Source organism: Asaccharospora irregularis DSM 2635, from assembly GCF_900129815.1.
GTDB lineage: Bacteria > Bacillota > Clostridia > Peptostreptococcales > Peptostreptococcaceae > Asaccharospora > Asaccharospora irregularis.
This window is the reverse complement of record NZ_FQWX01000024.1, coordinates 1-21,761: the sequence shown is the minus strand read 5'-3', so window position 1 is coordinate 21,761 and position 21,761 is coordinate 1. Positions and strand designations below refer to the sequence as shown.

The 21,761-nt window shown below is 31.7% G+C and carries 14 protein-coding genes and 2 rRNA genes; 5 read left to right on the top strand and 11 right to left on the bottom strand.

The window, feature by feature from the left end; translation table 11 throughout:
• Nucleotides 1-28: 28 nt before the first annotated feature.
• Genes BUB34_RS09330 through murB form a run of 4 tightly spaced genes read right to left on the bottom strand, consistent with a single transcriptional unit; the run spans nucleotide 29 to nucleotide 3,672 of the window.
• A complete protein-coding gene (locus BUB34_RS09330; RefSeq protein ID WP_084120345.1) occupies nucleotides 29-1,138 on the bottom strand; it encodes a gluconeogenesis factor YvcK family protein in 1,110 nt (369 codons plus the stop codon).
• A 13-nt stretch (nucleotides 1,139-1,151) separates the two neighbouring features.
• Nucleotides 1,152-2,009, bottom strand: coding sequence for an RNase adapter RapZ (rapZ, locus tag BUB34_RS09325; protein WP_073126714.1), 858 nt, complete (start codon nucleotides 2,007-2,009; stop codon nucleotides 1,152-1,154).
• Nucleotides 2,010-2,040: 31 nt separating this feature from the next.
• Entirely contained in the window at nucleotides 2,041-2,754 is a 714-nt protein-coding gene (locus tag BUB34_RS09320; protein WP_073126712.1) for a PHP domain-containing protein, read from the bottom strand.
• A 3-nt stretch (nucleotides 2,755-2,757) separates the two neighbouring features.
• A complete protein-coding gene (gene murB / locus BUB34_RS09315) occupies nucleotides 2,758-3,672 on the bottom strand; it encodes a UDP-N-acetylmuramate dehydrogenase (RefSeq protein WP_073126710.1) in 915 nt (304 codons plus the stop codon).
• A gap of 746 nt (nucleotides 3,673-4,418) precedes the next feature.
• On the opposite strand from murB, the gene BUB34_RS09305 reads away from it, so the two are divergent.
• The 5 genes from BUB34_RS09305 (at nucleotide 4,419) to BUB34_RS09285 (ending at nucleotide 11,704) form a co-directional block, all read left to right on the top strand.
• The gene (locus BUB34_RS09305; protein ID WP_073126706.1) at nucleotides 4,419-5,270 is read left to right on the top strand and encodes a formate/nitrite transporter family protein; all 852 of its coding nucleotides are present in this window, start codon (nucleotides 4,419-4,421) and stop codon (nucleotides 5,268-5,270) included.
• 261 nt (nucleotides 5,271-5,531) lie between these two features.
• Complete coding sequence (gene cls, locus BUB34_RS09300) at nucleotides 5,532-7,055, top strand: cardiolipin synthase (protein ID WP_084120343.1); 1,524 nt, start codon at nucleotides 5,532-5,534, stop codon at nucleotides 7,053-7,055.
• 467 nt (nucleotides 7,056-7,522) lie between these two features.
• Nucleotides 7,523-8,020: an NADH-quinone oxidoreductase subunit NuoE family protein gene (locus BUB34_RS09295; protein WP_073126704.1), complete on the top strand. Its 498-nt coding sequence runs from the start codon at nucleotides 7,523-7,525 to the stop codon at nucleotides 8,018-8,020.
• Nucleotides 8,021-8,032: 12 nt separating this feature from the next.
• Nucleotides 8,033-9,916: an NADH-quinone oxidoreductase subunit NuoF gene (locus BUB34_RS09290; RefSeq protein WP_073126702.1), complete on the top strand. Its 1,884-nt coding sequence runs from the start codon at nucleotides 8,033-8,035 to the stop codon at nucleotides 9,914-9,916.
• Between the two features lie 36 nt (nucleotides 9,917-9,952).
• On the top strand, nucleotides 9,953-11,704 hold the full coding sequence (locus BUB34_RS09285) for an NADH-dependent [FeFe] hydrogenase, group A6 (RefSeq protein ID WP_073126700.1): 1,752 nt from the start codon (nucleotides 9,953-9,955) through the stop codon (nucleotides 11,702-11,704).
• 62 nt (nucleotides 11,705-11,766) lie between these two features.
• On the opposite strand, the gene hprK is transcribed toward BUB34_RS09285, so the two are convergent.
• The 7 genes from hprK to BUB34_RS09245 form a co-directional block, all read right to left on the bottom strand.
• Entirely contained in the window at nucleotides 11,767-12,696 is a 930-nt protein-coding gene (gene hprK / locus BUB34_RS09280) for an HPr(Ser) kinase/phosphatase (RefSeq protein WP_084120341.1), read from the bottom strand.
• The gene (gene uvrC / locus BUB34_RS09275; RefSeq protein ID WP_073126698.1) at nucleotides 12,696-14,513 is read right to left on the bottom strand and encodes an excinuclease ABC subunit UvrC; all 1,818 of its coding nucleotides are present in this window, start codon (nucleotides 14,511-14,513) and stop codon (nucleotides 12,696-12,698) included. The genes hprK and uvrC overlap by 1 nt, the downstream gene beginning before the upstream one ends.
• A 189-nt stretch (nucleotides 14,514-14,702) precedes the next feature.
• A complete protein-coding gene (gene uvrA / locus BUB34_RS09270; RefSeq protein ID WP_073126696.1) occupies nucleotides 14,703-17,528 on the bottom strand; it encodes an excinuclease ABC subunit UvrA in 2,826 nt (941 codons plus the stop codon).
• Between the two features lie 54 nt (nucleotides 17,529-17,582).
• Nucleotides 17,583-19,559, bottom strand: coding sequence for an excinuclease ABC subunit UvrB (gene uvrB, locus BUB34_RS09265; RefSeq protein WP_073126694.1), 1,977 nt, complete (start codon nucleotides 19,557-19,559; stop codon nucleotides 17,583-17,585).
• A 261-nt stretch (nucleotides 19,560-19,820) separates the two neighbouring features.
• The gene (locus tag BUB34_RS09260; RefSeq protein WP_073126692.1) at nucleotides 19,821-20,354 is read right to left on the bottom strand and encodes a GNAT family N-acetyltransferase; all 534 of its coding nucleotides are present in this window, start codon (nucleotides 20,352-20,354) and stop codon (nucleotides 19,821-19,823) included.
• A 1,065-nt stretch (nucleotides 20,355-21,419) separates the two neighbouring features.
• Nucleotides 21,420-21,536: ribosomal RNA gene (rrf, locus tag BUB34_RS09250) — 5S ribosomal RNA — on the bottom strand.
• 100 nt (nucleotides 21,537-21,636) lie between these two features.
• Nucleotides 21,637-21,761 (bottom strand): 23S ribosomal RNA (locus BUB34_RS09245); the annotation flags it as partial.

Here is a 21,761-nt window from a genome sequence, read left to right as displayed (position 1 = left end):
TTTCTACATAAATTTTAAAAACCCTTTTTTACTTGCTTTTGTTATAATTATGACTTAGTGCCAAATTAACGACTATATTAGATATATACTTTGCATCGTGTCTAATATAATTATTTTTTATTTCAATCAGGTTTTTTTCTATAGCCCTTATATCTAATGATTTTAATTTATCTTTTTGATGTTTGTCTAGTAAAACTTGGGTTGCCCCGTCTTTTTTGTATGAATCAAGTATCTCATCTGGCAATATCTCATTGTTTACTATGACATAATCAATTATATTTTCTCCACAATGATTAACTATAGAATTTACATGATCTAAGACATTATAATTATCCGTTTCGCCCGGTTGAGTCATTATGTTAGATATATACACCTTAGGAGCTTTCGAACTTTTTATAGCATCAACTACACCCTCTATTAATAAGTTTGGTATCACACTTGTATATAAGCTACCTGGGCCCATGATAATAATATCTGCATCATAAATTGAATTAATTACATCTTCTAAAGGTTTTGCATCCCTTGGCTCTATCGATATCTCATCTATAGCACTTTCGCTGTATCTAACCTCTTTAGGGATAGCTGACTCCCCTTTTACAATATTTCCATTCTTTAACTTCGCTATTAAGTTTACATCTTCTAGTGTGACAGGTAAGACTCTACCTGTTATTGCAAATATTTCGCTTAATTTATATACTGCTGTCTCAAAATTTCCATATACTCCATTCATAGCGGCTAGAAATAAATTTCCAAAACTTTGGCCCTTTAAAACACCATCAGTAAATCTATACTGCATGACCTCATTCATAGTTGGCTCTATATCTGCAAGCGCTAATAGGCAGTTTCTTATGTCTCCTGGTGGCAGCATACCTAAGTCCTCTCTAAGAACTCCTGATCCTCCACCATCGTCTGCTACTGTAACTATTGCAGTAATATTTTGAGTGAAATGCTTGAGCCCTCTTAAAAAAACAGATTGCCCAGTTCCTCCTCCAATTACTACTACCTTTGTACCTCCAAATGTCTTATTATCTTTTTGCAGTAATTTATCTTTTTCATATTTTATTTTCATACATATATATATTGATACTAATAAGGCAATCCACCCTAACATCCCTACAATAGTAAGTAATCTTAACATTATTTCCTCCATATTATCTCAACATAGAGTCTCTATGTTTTCTAACTACTCTATAACCTTTATTTGATAAATCCTCTGATATAAGGTTTGATATGGTGACAGATCTATGTCTTCCACCAGTACACCCTATACCTATTACTAGGTGTTGCTTTCCTTCTTCTATATATTGAGGGACCAAGAAATGTATCATATCTAGAAGCTTATTATAAAACTCTTCACTTACTTTGGAATTCATCACATAGTCTCTGACTACCTGCTCGTCTCCTGTTTTATCTCTTAGCTCCTCTACATAGTAAGGATTAGGTAAAAATCTTACATCAAATACTAAATCAGCATCAGCTAATATACCGTGCTTAAATCCAAATGAAACCACAGATATCGTTAAGTTTAGATTCTTTTCTCCATTAGAGTAAATTCTATTTATCTCCTCTTTTAAATCCTTTGGTTTCATATTTGTTGTATCTATAATACAGTCTGCTCTATCTTTTAGAGACTCCATTATCTTTCTTTCTTTTTTTATACCTTCAGGTATTTGCATATTCTTGGCTAGAGGATGATTTCTTCTTGTCATCTTGTATCTCTTTAATAAGACAGCATCACTACAATCTAAATATAAAATCTCATATTTATAATTTTCTTTTTTCAGGTAATTTAGGCTCTCGTGAAGTTTTTCAAAAAACTCTCTCCCTCTTATGTCTATCCCCAGTGCAACCTTATCAATGCTTGAATTGGGATGATAACATAGCTCAGCAAATTTGGTTATTAGAGCAGGAGGTAAGTTGTCTATACAATAAAATCCCATATCTTCTAAGACTCTCATTGCTTCACTTTTTCCAGAACCTGATAGACCTGTAACTATTACAAATTTCATACTATCTACCCCCTTTAATTTGAGTTTAACCTTAAACCCTTATATTTTCTACTTGTGATATATCTAAATTTGAACTTTTTATAACCTTCATAGCTAATTCAAAATTGCCTACATGTTCAGGTCTGTGTGCATCTGATCCTATTATAAACTTATTGTTAATGTGTTTTATCTTTTCTATTTGTTCTTTATTTAGAAATTCATGGTGACCGTTTATCTCTAATCTCGTTCCAACCTCTTTTGCTACCTTAGCAACTTCCTCTATATATATATCCCTTTTATCACCAGGATGGGTAATTACAAAAATATCATTGTTTTTCATTGCATTTATAATGCCCTTTGTGTTTGTGTGCTTTGCCTTTTCTGTTTTAATCAAGTAATTATCAAAGTGATTTAACATACTTCTTAGTGATGTGGGCTTTGAAGCAAAGTGATAACCAGCCATTACATAGTCTACTACCCCTGTTATTTTATCGTTTATGTCAATGTTTCCATTTTCATCTAGTATATTACATTCCATCCCAAGCAGTATATTTATCTCAGGATATTTTTCATTTAATAAATCGATCTCATCTCTCATTTTTTGAACATCTTTAAGTTTAATGCCATAAGCCAAATGCTTATAGCCATGATCAGATATTCCTATGGTTTTTATTCCTTTAGAAATAGCAACCTTTACATTATCCTCTATAGTTCCTTTGCCATGACTGTACACTGTGTGTGTATGATAGTCTGCTAATATTTCCATAAATTAATCCTCTCCAAGTATTTTGACTTCTTCTTCTAAATTGATTCCAAACTTATTGTACACGGTACTCTTAACTATATATATTAAATCCAGCAAATCCTTAGCCTTTGCCTCTCCCATATTTACAACAAATCCACAATGTTTTTCAGATACTTGTGCACCTCTTAAAGTTAATCCTCTTAATCCCGCATCATCTATTAACTTCCCGGCGAAGTGTCCCTCTGGTCTTTTAAATGTACTACCAGCACTTGGTAAATTTAGTGGTTGATTTTTAACCCTTCTTTGGGCTAAATCAGCCATAAGTTCCTTTATCTCATTATAATTACCATCTTCTAGTTTGATTTTTGCCGATAAAACTATATAGTTGTTTTTTATAACTGTACTCTTTCTATACCCAAACTCCATCTGTTCATTCGTAAGTTCTTTTATATTTCCTTCCTCATCCATGACCTTTACAGATTTAACTATATCCTTCATTTCTCCGCCGTAAGCACCTGCATTCATAGTCAATGCACCACCTAAAGTGCCTGGTATACCTGCAGCAAACTCAAATCCCTTAAGTTCTGCTCCTAAAATAGCCTTTCCTAAAACTGCAAGTAATACGCCTGATTGCGCATTTACTATATTTCCGTCTATTTCAAATTTATTAAAATTATCCGATATTTCTACTACTACGCCTCTTATACCACCATCTTTTATTAATAAGTTTGATCCGTTTCCTATCACTAAGTATGGCACTTCCTCTTTTTTAAGCAAATTTATAACATTTTTTATTTGATCTTCCGTCCTTGGTTTTACTAGTATATCCGCTGGCCCGCCAACTCTAAAAGAAATATGTTTTTTCATAGGTTCATCTATTTTTATATCTTCCTTGTCAAGTATGCCAATTAGCCCATCATATATTTTTTTCTTATCCATTTTATATCCTCCCAATCATGTATCATTTCACTTATATTATATAATTCTCAGTTCGTTTTAATTTATTGTATATAATCTGTTTTATTTTACTGTCTTGTTATATATATTTATTTATTCCATTTTATATTTTATTTTATAATAATCTTTATTTATTTTGTTTGCTTTAAGATAACTATTTATTTAGTTTTATAATAAATATAAACCATTTTATAAAATTAAATAGTATTTTTTATTTTATAAATACGTAATTTATGTTAATTTTATATATCTACTATAATAATGTAAAAAAAAAAAAATAACAATATATAATAGGTATATAAAACGGCTAAATTTACAAAAAGAAATATTATAAATAACTTTCTATCTAAAACCTTTAAAAGATAATTTTTTTGAAATGCATATAATCCCCTATCCATTATAAAAAATATATTTTTGCTTTTATATAATATCCCTCTTTTTATAAATTTTATTTCCAAAGCATAATTATTTTTTTCTAGTCTATAAAGCAATTTAACTTTATATCCTTACCTATATAGCATACTAAATATATAAATTAAAAGAAATATATTGTAATTTTTTGTTTAATGTATACAAAAATTGTTTTTTATTATATAATTATTGAGATTGTTTTTGATAATAACTATAGATTTATTTCATATTAAACTATAGATTATTATTTTCATTTAGAAATATAATCTTGTTGAACTAATTTTAAAATATATATGAAATTTAAGGAGGATTTTTAAATGTCAGACAAAAAAATGCTTGTACCTGCAGAAATAGCTGAATATACAGTCGGTACAGGAATTAAAAAGGCTAATACACCAACAAAAAAAGTTTTAGCTTCTTCTTTCTTAGCTGGTGCTTATATAACTTTTGGTGCACTAGGATCAATTGCCGCAGCTTACAACCTATTGGCAAACCCTGCTACTTATGGTTTAGGTAAGGCTCTTGCAGGACTTATGTTCCCAACTGGACTTATATTTGTTTTAATAGCTGGTGCAGACTTATTTACAGGAAATATTCTTATAGCTCTAGCTGCACTAAAAAAAGAAGTTACTTGGGGTAAGGCTTTTAAAAACTGGACTTTAGTTTGGTTAGGTAACCTAGTTGGTGCTGTTTTAGTTGCATGGCTAGTAAGCTTATCTGGTGTATTTAATTGGAGTGATGGATTATACGGAGGAGTTGTCGTTAAAAACGCTGTAGGAAAACTTGGTTTTGGATGGACTGCTGCAATCGCCTCTGGTATTTTATGTAACTGGTTAGTTTGTGCCACTGTTTGGATGAGCTACGGAGCAAAAGATATTTCCGGAAAAGTATTAACTGGATTCTTCGGTATATTCTTGTTTGTATGTGCAGGGTTTGAGCATAGTGTCGCTAATATGGGATACTTATTTGCAGGTTTCTTTGCAAAGGGTAATCATGCGTACTTAGAAGCTGCCCACAAAACAATATCTGATGTGGCAGTTCTAAATATACCTGATATATTTGTTAATAATCTAATACCTGTTACTATAGGTAACATAATAGGAGGGGCAGTATTTGTTGCAGGTGTATACTATTTCCTATTCCTATCTAAAAGTGATTCAGAAAAATAATATAATTATTTATAGTTTTTAGAGGTTGTTCTTTTAAGTCCAACCTCTTTTTTATTACTAACAATACCTGATTTTAACTACAACATTATTCTATCAACTATTTTACCCTCACTAACACTATTTTATTCCTAATATATTTTAATATTTATGTTTATTTTTTATCTTGTTATTAATTATTTATTAGATATAATATTATATATGTTTCAATAAAGATTTCTTCTATAATTTGATATAAATTAAATTTAAAAAGGGGGAGATATTTTGCAAAGTATAGTTTTTTCCAAAACATATATATATGAGATAATAATTACATTTATATATATAACCAATTTCCTTACGGCGTTAAACCTTATATTTAGAGAAAAACGTAATATAGAGTCTACAGTTGCATGGATTGTTGTATTGGCTACAATGCCAGCTTTAGGTTTTATTATATATCTCTGCATAGGTAGACGAATCGGAAAAGATAATATGTTTAGAGTCAAAGAAAAAGAAGATAAAATAATAAAAAGCAATATATTAGACACTCAGGTCAAACTTCAGGATACATCTAGCCTAGACCCAAGAGTTAATGAGTACAAGGATATGATTTACTCTTTAGCTAATTCCAATAATGCTCACTACTCTGACAACAACGAAATAGATATATACCCTGATCCTAAGGACTTTTTTGAATCTCTTATTAATGAATTAAAAAATGCTAAGGAATATATAAACATACAGTTTTATATTTTCAAGGATGACGATATAGGAAATAAGATTATAGATATTCTTTTAGAAAAGGTTAACGAGGGCGTAGAGGTTAGACTCTTATACGATGCTGTAGGTAGCAGATTGCTATCCGATAGATCAATTTACAAAATGAAAAAAAATGGGATCAAAATCGGTTCTTTCTTTCCGTCTTTTCTAAACCTTGTAAACTTTAACCTTAATTATAGAAACCACAGAAAAATCGTTGTAATAGATGGAAAAACCGGATTTATAGGAGGAAATAATGTAGGAGATGAATATCTCGGTAAAGACCCTAAGTTTGGTTATTGGAGAGATACCCATATTAAAATCATTGGGGATGCCGTATTAGATCTTAATATAAGATTTATATTAGACTGGAGATATTCCACGCATGAAGACTTGGATTTATCTAAATACTTTAAAAATTTAAACGAAAATATTGATAATTCATGTTCATGTGAAGACAATCAATCTACTAAAACTAATTTAATTACTAAAAATACCGGAGTTCAGATAGTATCTAGTGGACCTGATATACCTGAATTAGAGGAAATAAAATATGGTTATATTAAAATGATTCAAAAATCAAGAGATTATCTATATATACAAAGTCCCTACTTTATACTTGATAAAACATTTATAGATACTCTAAAAATCGCATGTTTATCAGGAGTAGATGTCAAAATTATGATTCCATCAAAACCAGATCATCCTTTTGTTTATTGGGCATCTTATTCATATGCTGGAGAACTTCTAAAATACGGTGCTAAGGTATATACCTATGGTAAAGATGCATTTTTACATGCTAAGACCATAGTAGTGGATGACTCTATCTGTTCTATAGGTACTGCAAATATGGACATCCGTAGTTTTGAACTTAACTTTGAAGTAAATGCATTTATTTACTCACAAGATATAGCCATCGAACAAAGAACTATTTTTGAAAATGACTTAAAAAAATGTACTGAACTTACCTGTGAAATATATGACAGCAGATCTACTTTGATTAGATTTAAAGAGTCTGTTTCTAGGTTATTATCACCTATACTATGATACATAAATATCTTGCTAGATTTTTAATACTAACCTGGCAAGATATTTATTTTTACCCTTTATTATTTTCTGAATATTGAAGTTTTTATTGCATATTATTTCTATTTCTCTTTTAAAATCTATCCATTTTGAATAAAATAGTCTATAAAAACACTCTCCTAATGCTAAATTATAGACAATCTTAAATAATTTTAGTTTGATATATTTTTGTTTTTTATATTGTTATTTAACAAATACACTCCTTTAAAATACAACACTTCACTGTGTTTGTATATTATTAGGTCATCTATTATTCTACTTGCATATATATTAAATCAACAAGGTAAAATTATATTTTGTATACATTCTGAATTTTTTAAAAATTAATTGCAAATATTCAATTTTTGTATAATAATATATACAAGGATTATAATTCATTGTAACAGTGCATGTATTGAAGGTTAATTTATATTAAGGGGGATTCAAATATGTGTGATTTTTTCTCTTGTAACAAAGCTCTATTTGATGAGTTAGATTTATTTATCGATTCTCTTGAAAGTAAAAATGGGGCTTTAATTCAAGTTCTTCACCGTGCTCAGGATATATTTGGTTACTTGCCAAAAGAAGTTCAACTTCATATTTCAAAAAAACTTGATATTTCACCTGCTAAGGTATATGGGGTTGTAAGTTTTTACTCTTATTTCACTACTGAACCTCGTGGCAAGTATAAAATCAGTGTCTGTCTGGGTACCGTTTGTTTTGTAAAGGGTTCTGATAAAGTGCTTGCAGAATTTGAAAAGCAACTAGGAATAAAAGCTGGGGAGACTACAAAAGACTATACTTTTTCTTTAGAAGGTTTAAGATGTGTCGGTGCCTGCGGTCTGGCTCCTGTTGTTGTTGTAAACGGAAAGGTTTATGGTCATGTAGACCCTGGCCAAGTTAGCGCTATTTTAGATCACTACAGAGAAGTTGAAATGAGCTGTTAAGGGGGGGTAATTATGGATAAAATAAGATCATTTTCTGAATTACAAGGCTTAGTTAAAGAATTAAAGCCTTCTTTAGATTTAAGAAATTCACTTTTTTCACCTTCTGCTATTATTAAAAGAGAAGTACTTGTTTGTGGTGGTACTGGGTGCAGTTCTGCAAATAGCAAAGAAATCATCGAAAATTTAGAGGAGTGTATATCAAATTATAACTTAGATGATAAAGTAAGTGTGCATTTAACTGGATGTTTTGGCTTTTGTGCAAAAGGTCCTATAGTTAAGATTTTTCCTGACAATGTTTTTTATATAAAGGTTAGCCCTGACGATGTCGATGAAATAGTTAATAGTCACCTAGTAAATAACATAGTTGTTGAAAGACTTTTATTTGAGGAACCTTCTCTTGATCACAAAAAGGTTGAAAAACACAGTGATATGTCATTTTATAAAAAACAGCTCCGTGTAGCTCTTAGAAATTGTGGAAATATAGATCCAGAAAATATAAGAGAATATATAGCAACTGATGGATATATGGCTCTTGCTAGGTGTTTAACTTCCCTATCCCAAGACCAAGTTATAGATATAGTTAAAGATTCTAGATTAAGAGGTAGGGGCGGGGCTGGTTTCCCAACAGGAATTAAGTGGACCACTAGTAAAGAGGCCTCTGCTGATCAAAAGTATGTAATATGTAATGCGGATGAGGGAGATCCAGGTGCATTTATGGATAGGTCTATACTTGAAGGTGACCCTCACAGTGTTCTTGAAGCTATGGCTATATGCGGATATGCAATAGGTGCCGATAAAGGCTATATTTACATCAGGGCTGAGTATCCTCTTGCTATTGATAGATTGAAAGTTGCTATAAATCAAGCAAGACAATGCGGTTTACTTGGAAAAGACATACTAGGTACTGGTTTTAATTTTGATATAGATATAAAGTACGGTGCAGGAGCATTTGTTTGCGGTGAAGGTAGTGCCCTTATCCACTCTATAGAAGGAAATCGTGGTGAACCACAACTTAAGCCTTATGTTTATGCTATTCAAGGTCTTTGGGATGAACCTACTTGCCTAAACAACGTTGAAACTCTGGCTAATATTCCAATAATAATAAATAATGGTTCAGAGTGGTTCAACACTTTTGGAACAGAAGATTCCTCTGGCACAAAAGTATTCGCACTTGGAGGAAAAGTTAATAACGTTGGTCTGGTTGAAGTTCCAATGGGTACTACCCTAAGAGAAATAGTGTACGAAATAGGCGGTGGTATACCTAATGAAAAAGCATTCAAAGCTGTCCAAACTGGTGGTCCTTCTGGAGGGTGTATACCTTCTAAACACTTAGATACTCCTATAGATTTCAAGCATCTAAGTCAAATAGGCTCTATGATGGGTTCTGGTGGTATGTTAGTTTTGGATGAAACTGACTGTATGGTGGATATATGCAAATTCTTTTTAACTTTTACAGTCGAAGAATCTTGCGGTAAGTGTACTCCTTGTCGTATTGGTAATAAAAGACTACTAGAAATGTTGACTAAAATAACTGAAGGAAAAGGTACTTTACAAGATTTAGACGAACTTAAGAAACTTGCACTTACTATAAAAAATACTTCCCTATGCGGTCTAGGTAAATGTGCCCCTAATCCAGTTTTAAGTACCCTTGAATATTTCTATGATGAATATTTAGCTCATGTAGTAGATAAAAAATGTCCATCTGGTAAGTGCCAAGCTCTTTTAAATTACAGAATAACAGATGCTTGTATAGGATGTACTAAGTGTGCTAGAAACTGTCCTGCTGGATGTATAAGTGGAAGTGTTAAACAGCAACACGTTATAGATACAACTAAATGCCTAAAGTGCGGTGCTTGTATGGAAAACTGTAAGTTTAACGCAATAGTTATAGAATAATTCGCAGTAACAATTTATTTTTAAGGGGGATATCTCATGGATTTAGTTAATTTAACTATAAATGGTAAGCCTGTATCTGTTCCGAAAAAAACTACAATACTGGATGCTGCCAAGAAATTAAATATAAATATACCTAATCTGTGTCACTTACACATGCAGGATATAAACATGAAAAATCAATGTGCCTCTTGTCGTGTATGTATTGTAGATACACCAAGGGGATTTGTACCATCCTGTGCAACGAATGTATCAGAAGGTATGGTTGTTAATACTAATACTCCTCGAGTATTAGAGGCTCGTAAAACTATAGTAGAACTTTTGCTATCTGATCACCCTCAGGACTGTCTAATTTGTGATAAAAGCGGAAACTGTGAATTACAAAAAATTGCTCAGGATTTAGGAATAAGGGGTGTTCAATTCAAAGGTGCAAAAAATGAATTGCCAATAGACAATTCCAGTAAATCAATAATAAGAGACCCTAACAAATGTATACTTTGCAGAAGATGCGAAACTATGTGTAATGAAATACAAAAGGTAGGTGTGTTATCCGCAGTAAATAGAGGATTTGATACTAGTATATCTACATTCTTTAATACAGACTTATCAGAAACAAATTGCACTTATTGTGGTCAATGCATAGCTGTCTGTCCTACTGGTGCCTTATCTGAAGTTAATAATATACCTAAGGTTTGGAGTGCTATATCCGATGAAAATAAAACTTGTGTTGTTCAAGTAGCACCTGCAGTTAGAGTAGCTTTAGGAGAAGAATTCGGTCTTGAGGATGGGACTGTATCTACAGGTAAAATGGTAGCGGCACTTCGTTTACTAGGTTTTAAATATGTCTTTGATACAAACTTCGCAGCAGATCTGACTATATTAGAAGAAGCTTCTGAGTTTTTACATAGACTTGAAAAAGGAGCTAATCTACCTATTTTAACGAGCTGCTGTCCTGCATGGATAAATTATATAGAACATCAATACCCTGATTTACTTCATCTTCCATCTACTTGTAAATCTCCTCAGGAAATGTTTGGAGCTGTAGCTAAAAATTACTTTGCTCCAAAAATAGGTCTAACTCCACAAGATCTAACTGTAGTATCTGTAATGCCTTGTGTAGCTAAAAAATATGAATGTTCAAGAGATGAATTAGGGCAAGGTGATGTATTAGATGTAGATATATCAATAACTACAAGAGAATTAGCTAAAATGATAAAAGAAGCGGGTATAGACTTTGATAATTTAGAACCCGATTGTTTTGACAACCCTCTAGGAGAATCAACTGGTGCAGCTGATATATTCGGTGCCACTGGAGGTGTTTTAGAATCCGCTCTTCGTACAGCTTATGAATGGGTAACACAAGAAGAATTAGAAAATGTAGACTTCAAGGCGCTAAGAGGCTTTGAAGGAATAAAAGAAGCAAGTATAGATGTTGGAGGAACTCTGGTAAATGTTTGCGCTGCTAGTAGTTTAGGAAGTGCAAAAAAACTTATGGATGAAGTTAGAGAAGGAAAATCGAAGTATCATATTATAGAGATAATGGCATGTCCTGGAGGTTGTGTAGCCGGAGGAGGTCAACCTTATCACGGTGGAGATTACGATAAAATAAAGGCTCGTGCTAAGGCTTTATACGATATAGATGCAAACAAACCTCTTCGTAAATCCCATAAAAATCCATCTATCTTAACTTTGTATAAAGAGCTTTTAGGTGAACCTTATAGTGAAAATGCTCATAAATACCTTCATACAACTTACTTTGATAAAAGCAACGTATTTTGTGAGAATAAATAATATAAAAAACAAGAGTCATAGAATTCTCTGATATGGCTCTTGTTTTTTATATTTTTATATTTTTATTTTTTAGATGTAACACTTGCTAATTTTTTAGTAAACTCCTCTGCGGCATCATAGCCCATTCCTTTTTGTCTAAAATTCATAGCAGCTACTTCTAGTATCATAGATGTGTTTCTACCAGGCTTGACTGGTACTACTAACTTCTCCAAATTAATTCCCAGGATCTTATCATATTCTTTATCTAGCCCTAATCTGTCGTAATACCTTTCTTCATTCCAACTTTCTAAATGTATAATAAGGTCTATCATTTTTGAATTTTTTATGGCTCCTACTCCATATAGGCTCCTTACATCAACAATACCTATCCCTCTTATTTCTAGAAAATGTTTTAATAATTCAGGTGATTGACCAACCAATACACTATCATCTAGCTTTTTTATTTCAACAGCATCATCTGCGATAAGTCTGTGGCCTCTCTGTACTAACTCTAGGGCAGTCTCTGATTTACCTACTCCACTTTCTCCAGTTATCAGTACTCCTATTCCATATATATCAACTAATACTCCATGCATTGTAGTATGAGGTGCTAGCTTGTTATCCAAATAGTTTGATAGCCTGTTTATTAGCCTAGTTGTATTTCTTTTTGTGCTTAATACTACTCTACCATATTTTTCAGCCTTCTCTATTACGTCACTTTTAACTTCTAAATCCCTGGCAACTATTAATGCTGGTATTTCATATGAGAAAAATTTATCTAGGATTTCCTCTCTTGTTTTTTCATCAATATATCCAAAAAAATTATATTCACTCTTTCCTACTATCTGAATTCTTTCATAAGCAAAGTATTCAAAATACCCCGCAAACTGTAAACCTGTTCTATTTATTTCCTGAGAGCAAACATAATAATCTTTATTCTCTGGCATATATACAACCTCTAGGTCTAAGTCTTTTATAACTTCTTTTATAGAAACCTTCGCCACTGTATCCATTATTCGTCTACTCCTCCAAAAAAATTATATATATTTTCCGCTACTTTTTTATTCATTCCATCCACTTCTAGTATTTCCTCAAAACTAGCTTTTTTGATATTCTCAACATCTTTAAAATGATTTAAAAGTGATTTTTTTCTTTTTTCACCTACTCCATCTATTTCATCTAGGATAGACTTTGTCAGTGATTTATCTCTCAAACTTCTGTGATAAGTTATTGCGTAGTTGTGAACCTCTTCTTGAATTCCTGCGACAAATCTATACAGATTAGATGTTTTATCTAGCTCTATCTCCATTTCCTGGGAAATTAATCCCTTGGTTCTATGTTTATCGTCTTTATACATCCCCCAAAGAGGAATTTCTACATTATTAGCATCCAATACCTTCTTCACTGCACTAACTTGTCCTTTACCACCATCCAATAATATTAAATCTGGTAAATTTCCATACTTTAATCTTCTCTCTACAATCTCAGCCATAGATCCATAATCATTTGGTCCTATAACTGTTTTTATCTTATATCTTCTATACTCTTTTTTGTCCTTTTTACCATTTGTATAGACGACCATAGAACCTATGGAGTCAACCCCTTGAATATTCGATATATCAAACGACTCTATCCTCTTTGGTGTACTTTCTAGTGAAAGTATCTGCTTTAATTCCTCTAATGCTCCTAAACTCTTTTCATACTTTCTTTTATTTAAATCCGAGAACTTCACAAGGTACTCTTCTGCATTTTTGCTTACCATCTCGATAAGACTTTTCTTTTCTCCTTTTTGAGGAACTTTTATCGATACTTTTTGGCCCTTTTTAGATGACAGCCACTCCTCTAGTATAAAGTTATCCTCTATCTCATACTCTATAATCAACTCTTTAGGTATATATTCTTGCTGTGAATAGAATTGCTTGACAAAAGAACCTAATATAGACTCTTTTGAACTGTCCATTACCCCATCTAATATAAAATGTTCTCTACCTACTATTTTTCCATTTCTTATAAAGAATACTTGAACACAAGCCTCATTATCTGCCCTTGCCATAGCAATCACATCTTGGTTCAAATCTGATATAGTAGTATCTATTTTTTGTTTTTGTATTATTTCTTCTAAATTTTTTATCTTATCTCTATAAATAGCAGCCTCTTCAAAATTAAAATCTTCCGAACACTTTTTCATTTTTTCTTTTAATATTTCTATGAACTTTTCTTCTTTTCCCGATAAAAATAAAATTATTTCCTCTATCATTTTATTATATTCTTCTTTAGATACATTTCCAGTACATGGGCCTACACATTTTTTTATATGCATATTTAAACAGGGTCTCATCTTATTTTTTATAGCCCTATCTATGTCTATATTACAAGTCCTAATTGGATATGTATTTCTTATTATTTCCAAAGTATCATTAACTGCTGATAAGTTTGTATATGGTCCAAAATACTTTGCCTTATCTTTTAAAACTCGCCTAACTTTTAAGACTCTAGGATAGTCCTCATTTAAGGTTATTTTTATATATGGATATGTTTTATCATCTCTCAGTAAAACATTGTATTTCGGCCTATATTGCTTTATCAGGTTACACTCAAGTATCAATGCCTCAAGCTCCGAATCGGTAATAATATACTCAAACTGATGTATATGACCAACCATAGATTTAACTTTTGAAGAATGATTTTTAGATGATTGGAAGTACTGTCTTACCCTATTTTTAAGAGATATTGCTTTTCCAACATATATTATATTATCGTATTTGTCCTTCATCAAATATACCCCAGGCTCGGCTGGTAACTTTTTTAATTGCTCTTGTATATCAAACAAGTTATTCACCTCCAAACTTTCAATTATATATTAAAATTATACCCTATATTGTTTAATATAGTTACGGGATTTTATTATGCTTTATCTGCGCATTAAAAATGGGTCCCTCAAAAGTTATACTTGAGAGAACCCACTTTATATATTTTATCTAATTAAGTAAATTATTCGCATATTTAATCGAGTCAATTTCTACTCAAAATATTTTTTAAGAAATTGACCTGTATATGAACCATCAACCTTAGATACTTCCTCAGGAGTACCTGTAGCAACTATTTTCCCTCCTCCAGAACCTCCTTCTGGTCCTAAGTCGATTATATAATCACTGGTCTTTATAACATCTAAATTATGTTCTATAACCACAATACTATTTCCAGTATCGGCAAGTCTTTGTAAAACCTCTATAAGCTTGTCTACATCCGCCATATGCAATCCAGTGGTAGGTTCATCTAATATATATAGAGTCTTTCCTGTAGGCCTTTTGCTAAGTTCTGTAGCCAACTTAATTCTTTGAGCTTCTCCTCCTGATAGTTGAGTTGAAGGTTGCCCTAATTTAATATAAGAAAGTCCTACATCCATTAGTGTTTCTAATTTCCTTCTTATATTTGGTATATTTTCAAAAAAGCTAAGTGCTTCTTCTACATTCATATCAAGAACATCTGCTATACTCTTATCTTTGTATTTAACTTGTAGAGTCTCCCTATTGTATCTCTCACCCTTACATACTTCACAAGGTACATAAACGTCTGGTAGGAAATGCATCTCTATTTTTAGTATACCATCACCCCTACAAGCTTCACATCTTCCACCCTTTACATTGAAACTAAATCTTCCCTTTTTATAACCTCTAGCTTTAGCTTCATTTGTAGTGGCAAATAGATCTCTTATAAGATCAAATACCCCTGTGTATGTAGCAGGATTCGAACGGGGAGTTCTCCCTATTGGACTTTGATCTATATTTATTATCTTATCTATATTCTCTATTCCAGTTATTTCTTTATGTTTACCAGGTCTTTGTCTAAGTCTATTTACTCTACTGGCAACACCCTTATATAAAATATCATTTACTAATGTACTCTTACCAGATCCAGAAACTCCAGTTATACATACAAATTTGCCTAAAGGCACTTTTACATTTATGTTCTTTAGGTTATTCTCAGAGGCCTTAAGTATTTCTATATAATTTCCATTTCCTTCTCTAGTAGTTTCTGGTATTTCTATTTTCTTTTTCCCGCTTAGGTACTGTCCTGTTATAGAATTCGGATTTTGTATAATCTCATCAAGTGTTCCCTGTGCAACTATTTCCCCTCCATGAATTCCAGCCTCTGGACCAATATCTACTACATGGTCAGCCTCTCTCATTGTGTCCTCATCATGTTCTACAACTATTAGGGTATTTCCTAAGTCTGTAAGGTGTCTCAAAGTACCTATAAGTCTATCATTGTCTCTTTGGTGAAGTCCGATACTCGGCTCATCTAAAACGTATAAAACCCCTACAAGTGCTGACCCTATCTGAGTTGCAAGTCTTATACGCTGAGCTTCTCCTCCTGATAGGGTTCCTGCTTTTCTAGATAAATCAAGATAATCTAAACCTACATCTCTTAAAAAAGTTGCCCTTCCTTTTATTTCTTTTAAAATTTCATGGGCTATAAATCTTTGTTTTTCTGTAAGATCTATATTTTCTATAAAATCTATAAGTTGATTTATAGATAAATCTGTAACTTCTATTATATTCTTACCATCAACAAGTACTGATAGAACTTCTTTCTTAAGCCTATTTCCCTTACATTTTGGACAAGGTCTCTCTGCCATATACTCTTCTATTTTATCTCTAGCATAATCTGAGTTTGTCTCTCTATATCTTCTTTCTAAATTTATTATTACGCCCTCAAACGGAGCTTTATATTGTCTTCTTCCTCCAAATTTAGATTCATATTCAAACTCTACCATTATATTGTTACTTCCGTATAGTAACTCTTGAACAAAGTCGTCTGGTAAATCCTTAAATGGTGTTGTTAGCGAAACATTAAAGTGATCGGCTAAACTTTGAACCATTTTACTATAGTATGTGTCATCATTTGTTCCAACTGAACCCCATGCCGCTATAGCACCTTGTTTTATAGATAAATCTGTATTTGGTATAATTAAGTCTGGATCTACTTCCTTGCTTTCTCCAAGCCCGTTACATACGTTACAAGCACCAAAAGGAGCATTAAATGAGAACATTCTAGGGGATAGTTCTTCTATTCCTATACCATGTTCTGGACAAGCAAACTTAGTAGAATAAAGTATTTCATCTCCATCTATAATATGAGCTATTACAAGCCCATCAGAGAGTTTAACCGCCGTCTCAATAGAGTCAGCTAATCTTGTCTCTATTCCTTCTTTGACCACTATTCTGTCTACAACCACTTCTATGCTGTGCTTTTGGTTTTTATTTAACTCTATATCATCTGTTACTTCATAGTTCTCTCCATCAACTCTAATTCTTACAAATCCCTCTTTTTTGATATTTTCTAAGAGTTTTTTATGGGTACCTTTTTGTCCTCTCACTACTGGAGATAGTATTTGTAACTTTGTTCTCTCAGGAAATTCTAACATTTTATCTACTATCTCTTGAATAGTCATCTGACTTATCTTTTCTCCACATACAGGACAGTATACTTCTCCTACCCTTGCAAACAAAAGTCTAAGATAGTCATATATCTCTGTAACAGTACCCACTGTTGAGCGCGGGTTTTTTGATGTAGTTTTTTGATCTATAGAAATAGCCGGAGATAACCCCTCTATATATTCGACATTCGGCTTTTCCATTTGTCCTAAAAACTGTCTTGCATATGATGATAAGCTCTCTACATATCTTCTTTGACCTTCTGCATATATAGTATCAAATGCCAGTGATGATTTACCTGACCCCGACAACCCAGTAAAAACTATAAATTTATTTCTCGGAAGTTCTAAGTCAACGTTTTTTAGATTATGCTCTTTTGCACCTTTTATTATGATTTTATCTTCCATCAATTTAGTTCCTTTCTATTATTGTTTAGTTTCTGATATTATTTAGCTTCTCGTTTAATCTATATCACTTATTTTTTTCTCTAGTTCTTTAACTTTATCTCTAAGTTCTGCTGCCCTCTCAAACTGTAGATTTTCTGCTGCTTCCATCATCTCTGCTTGTAGAGTAGCAATATTTGCTTTGATTTCATCTATGTCATCGGTATCTTTTATCCCATAAACTATCTCTTCATCAGCAGCTTTTGTTGCCTCTATACTGTCTCTAACACTTTTTTTGATAGTCTTAGGAATGATTCCATGCTCTTTATTGTATTGATCTTGTATTTCCCTTCTTCTTTTAGTCTCATCTATTGCATTTTGCATAGAGTCAGTTATTTTATCTGCATACATTATTACCCTACCATTTTCATTTCTGGCAGCACGCCCTATAGTCTGTATCAAAGATGTCTCAGAACGCAAGAAACCTTCTTTGTCTGCATCTAAAATCGCTATAAGAGAAACCTCTGGTATATCTAGCCCCTCTCTTAGTAGGTTTATCCCTACTAAGACATCAAACTTTCCTAGTCTTAGGTCTCTTATAATCTCTGTTCTCTCTAGTGTAACTATGTCTGAGTGTAAGTATTTTACCTTAATGCCTATCTCTTTTAAATAATTTGTAAGGTCCTCACTCATCTTCTTAGTAAGAGTCGTTATAAGTACTCTTTCACCTTTTTCTATTGTCTTATTTATCTCACCTACCAAATCATCTATTTGATTGTTTATAGGCCTAACCTCTATTATAGGGTCTAATAAACCAGTAGGTCTTATTATCTGCTGTGCTATAGTTGTAGAGTTTTGTATTTCATAAGGCCCAGGGGTAGCTGTTATAAATAGCATTTGATTTATATTGCCTTCAAACTCTTCAAAATTTAAAGGTCTATTGTCATATGCAGAAGGGAGTCTAAATCCGTTATCTATCAAAGATTTTTTCCTAGATCTATCTCCTCCATACATTCCTCTTACCTGTGGAACTGTTACATGCGATTCATCTACTATTATCAAATAATCATCGGGAAAGAAATCCATAAGGGTATAAGGCTTCTCCCCTGGCATTCTCCCTGTTATATGTCTAGAGTAATTTTCTATGCCCTGGCAAAAACCTATTTCTTTTAGCATCTCTATATCGTATTTTGTTCTTTGTTCTATTCTTTGAGCCTCTAAAAGTTTATCATTTTCCTTAAAGTACTCTATCCTATCCGAAAGCTCTTTTTCTATATCCTCTACAGCCTTTTCTATCCTCTCAGGAGTCGTTACATAGTGGGATGCAGGGAATATTACTACATGGTTTCTAACCCCTACAATTTTACCTGTAACATAGTCTATCTCCGTTATTCTATCTATCTCATCACCAAAAAATTCAATTCTTATTGCCCTCTCATCATTGCTTGCTGGGAATATCTCTAATATATCGCCTCTAACTCTAAAGGTACCCCTCACAAAATTTATATCATTTCTTTCATATTGTATTTCTATTAGTCTTTTAATTATATCGTCTCTGTCTCTCTCCATCCCTGGTCTTAGGGATAACATCAACTCCTTATAATCTTTAGGATCCCCTAATCCATATATACAAGATACAGAAGAAATAATAATAACATCTCTTCTTTCTAAAACAGATGCTGTAGCTGAGTGTCTGAGCTTGTCAATTTCATCATTTATACTTGCGTCTTTCTCTATATATGTATCACTATGTGCAACATATGCCTCTGGTTGGTAATAATCGTAGTAACTAACAAAATATTCAACTGCGTTTTCGGGAAAGAACTCCTTAAACTCACTATAAAGTTGTGCAGCTAGTGTTTTATTATGTGCCATTATTAAAGTAGGTTTCTTTACTTGCTCAATAATATTTGCCATCGTAAAAGTTTTCCCCGATCCTGTAACCCCTAGTACTGTTGAAAACTTTTCATTTCTATTTATGGATTCAACTATTGATTTAATAGCCTCTGGTTGATCCCCTGTAGGTTTAAAATCTGACGTTAACTTAAAATCCACAAAACCACTCCCTTCCGAACATTCGTTCCTTTATTACATAATTATATCACAATTAAAAATTATTTTTACCCAAATTAACTATTTATTTATTATTTTACCCTATATGCTAAAATTGAACCTCAGTAAGATAGTATTTAGTTCTAAACACTAAAAAAAGCTATAAAAGACAGACTTAGCATCTGTAGTTTCATAGCTTACTTGTATAATAATAACCACTAATTGAATTGTCCATGAAATTATATTTTAAAAAACTCTCCTTTGCTATATAGTTAATCCCATTACTACTATATCGAAAAATTCTCCGTCTATATATCTTTCATTTTTTAATACCCCTTCTATTTCGAACCCACACTTCTCATATACAGCTATGGCTCTTGGATTATCTTTTCTTACACTTAAACTTATTTTTCTAGTTACTCCATTTGATTTACACCAGTCTATTAGATAATTCATAATTATTCTGCCTATTCCTAAGTTGCAATACTCATCCCTTATAGCTATTGCTAGCACTCCTACATGTCTTGCTTTCTTTTTTTTATGAGATATTATCTTTCCTAAGCCGACCACCTTAGAATCTATTATAGCAAGTACTACCGTATTATTATCCGATTCATTTATTTCCTCTATAAATTCCTCTTGTTCTTCAACAGTTAAATCATACTCACCAGCTGCATACGATATATAATTAGTCTCCGAAGTTACTATATCATAAAATTGGATTATATCTAAAGCATCACTTTTTTGAGGCTCCCTTAATAGAACCTCCTCACCGTTTTTCATTTGAACTTTTTTCAACCTCTCTCCTCCTTTTTTTTAATGTAATTCTATAATATTGTTTGCGTGCACTTTTTTCAATATATTATTTCAAAAAATTTTTATATTTTTTAAGTTTTTTTTTATTTTATCTTTAAAATATACCTAGTTATTCACATAAGTAGATATATTTGTTAACTTTTTTAACAATCTAATAAAAAGTATTCCCTAAAATTTTTATTAAACTACATCTTATTAAAATTTTTATTAAACTACAAATATCTATTATTTAGTCTAATTTGATTTATTTTAATTGAAAAATGATTATTTGTTATATTTTAGAAAATAATATATATTATAATTGTTAGTTATTATAGATTTAGAAAGGATGAGGTTGTTGGAAATAGTTATAGCTATAATAATATGTATTATCGCATTTATGATTGTAAAGTTTTTATTTAAAAAAATATTATTATGCCTATTCATTTTAGGAGTTACCTTGCTTATTAGTTTTATTTTTAAAACTTCATATAGTACAATTCTAGCTTCAATTATAATGCTTCTATGTTCTATTAAGTTTATTTTTACAGAAATTAAGCACTTAGGCTCTGACCTTATTAAACCTTGTAAATTTTATTCAAATGGACTTTGTGAAAAAATAACTTTATTTCTATTTACTCTTAATTACATAATTTTCGTGTGTATTTGCTGTATTATATTAGTCCTGAGAAATTTTTATACTATAAATATTAAAGACTTAAGCATTGCATTTTGTTTTACTTGGATTTTAATATGGCTGATCGGTAAAATAAAAAATTTACTATTTAACCATTTGAGTACTATAGAATACGAAGATTCGATACTTTAGATATAAGGTAATAGGTTAAAAATATAAAGGCCTCTATGGGGGATAGAGGCCTTTAAAATGGGGGAGATTGAGTAATTCATTTTGTCTATTAAGTTTTACATTAATATTATGTCCATAATTTAGAATGTTAAACACATTTTTATAAGTTTTTTTTAAAAATCCGAAAAATTTTCTATATAAAACTTCAAATTATAATTTTTTGAAATGTATATAACTTTCCTATGCATATAAAAAAGATTACGTGGCTACGTCCTACTCTCCCAGGCAGTTGCCCACCAAGTACCATCAGCGCTAAAGAGCTTAACTTCTGTGTTCGGAATGGGAACAGGTGTATCCTCTTTGCTATAATAACCACATAATCTTTTATAAAAAGAATTAATTATTTAATTTTATAAACTATATAACTAAATATTAACACTTTCAAAACTGTATATATATCAGTGAATGAATCATATATTGGTCAAGTCCTCGATCTATTAGTATCAATAAGCTAAATACATTGCTGCACTTACACCTTTGACCTATCAACCAGGTAGTCTTCCTGGGATCTTAACCCTTAGGTGGGAAATCTTATCTTGAAG

Bases quoted from the DNA above. Each gene is read 5' to 3' on its own strand.
- BUB34_RS09330 (WP_084120345.1), bottom strand. From the start codon at position 1,138: ATGTTAAGATTACTTACTATTGTAGGGATGTTAGGGTGGATTGCCTTA.
- BUB34_RS09285 (WP_073126700.1), top strand. From the start codon at position 9,953: ATGGATTTAGTTAATTTAACTATAAATGGTAAGCCTGTATCTGTTCCG.
- BUB34_RS09305 (WP_073126706.1), top strand. From the start codon at position 4,419: ATGTCAGACAAAAAAATGCTTGTACCTGCAGAAATAGCTGAATATACA.
- BUB34_RS09290 (WP_073126702.1), top strand. From the start codon at position 8,033: ATGGATAAAATAAGATCATTTTCTGAATTACAAGGCTTAGTTAAAGAA.
- BUB34_RS09320 (WP_073126712.1), bottom strand. From the start codon at position 2,754: ATGGAAATATTAGCAGACTATCATACACACACAGTGTACAGTCATGGC.
- murB (WP_073126710.1), bottom strand. From the start codon at position 3,672: ATGGATAAGAAAAAAATATATGATGGGCTAATTGGCATACTTGACAAG.
- uvrA (WP_073126696.1), bottom strand. From the start codon at position 17,528: ATGGAAGATAAAATCATAATAAAAGGTGCAAAAGAGCATAATCTAAAA.
- hprK (WP_084120341.1), bottom strand. From the start codon at position 12,696: ATGGATACAGTGGCGAAGGTTTCTATAAAAGAAGTTATAAAAGACTTA.
- BUB34_RS09295 (WP_073126704.1), top strand. From the start codon at position 7,523: ATGTGTGATTTTTTCTCTTGTAACAAAGCTCTATTTGATGAGTTAGAT.
- rapZ (WP_073126714.1), bottom strand. From the start codon at position 2,009: ATGAAATTTGTAATAGTTACAGGTCTATCAGGTTCTGGAAAAAGTGAA.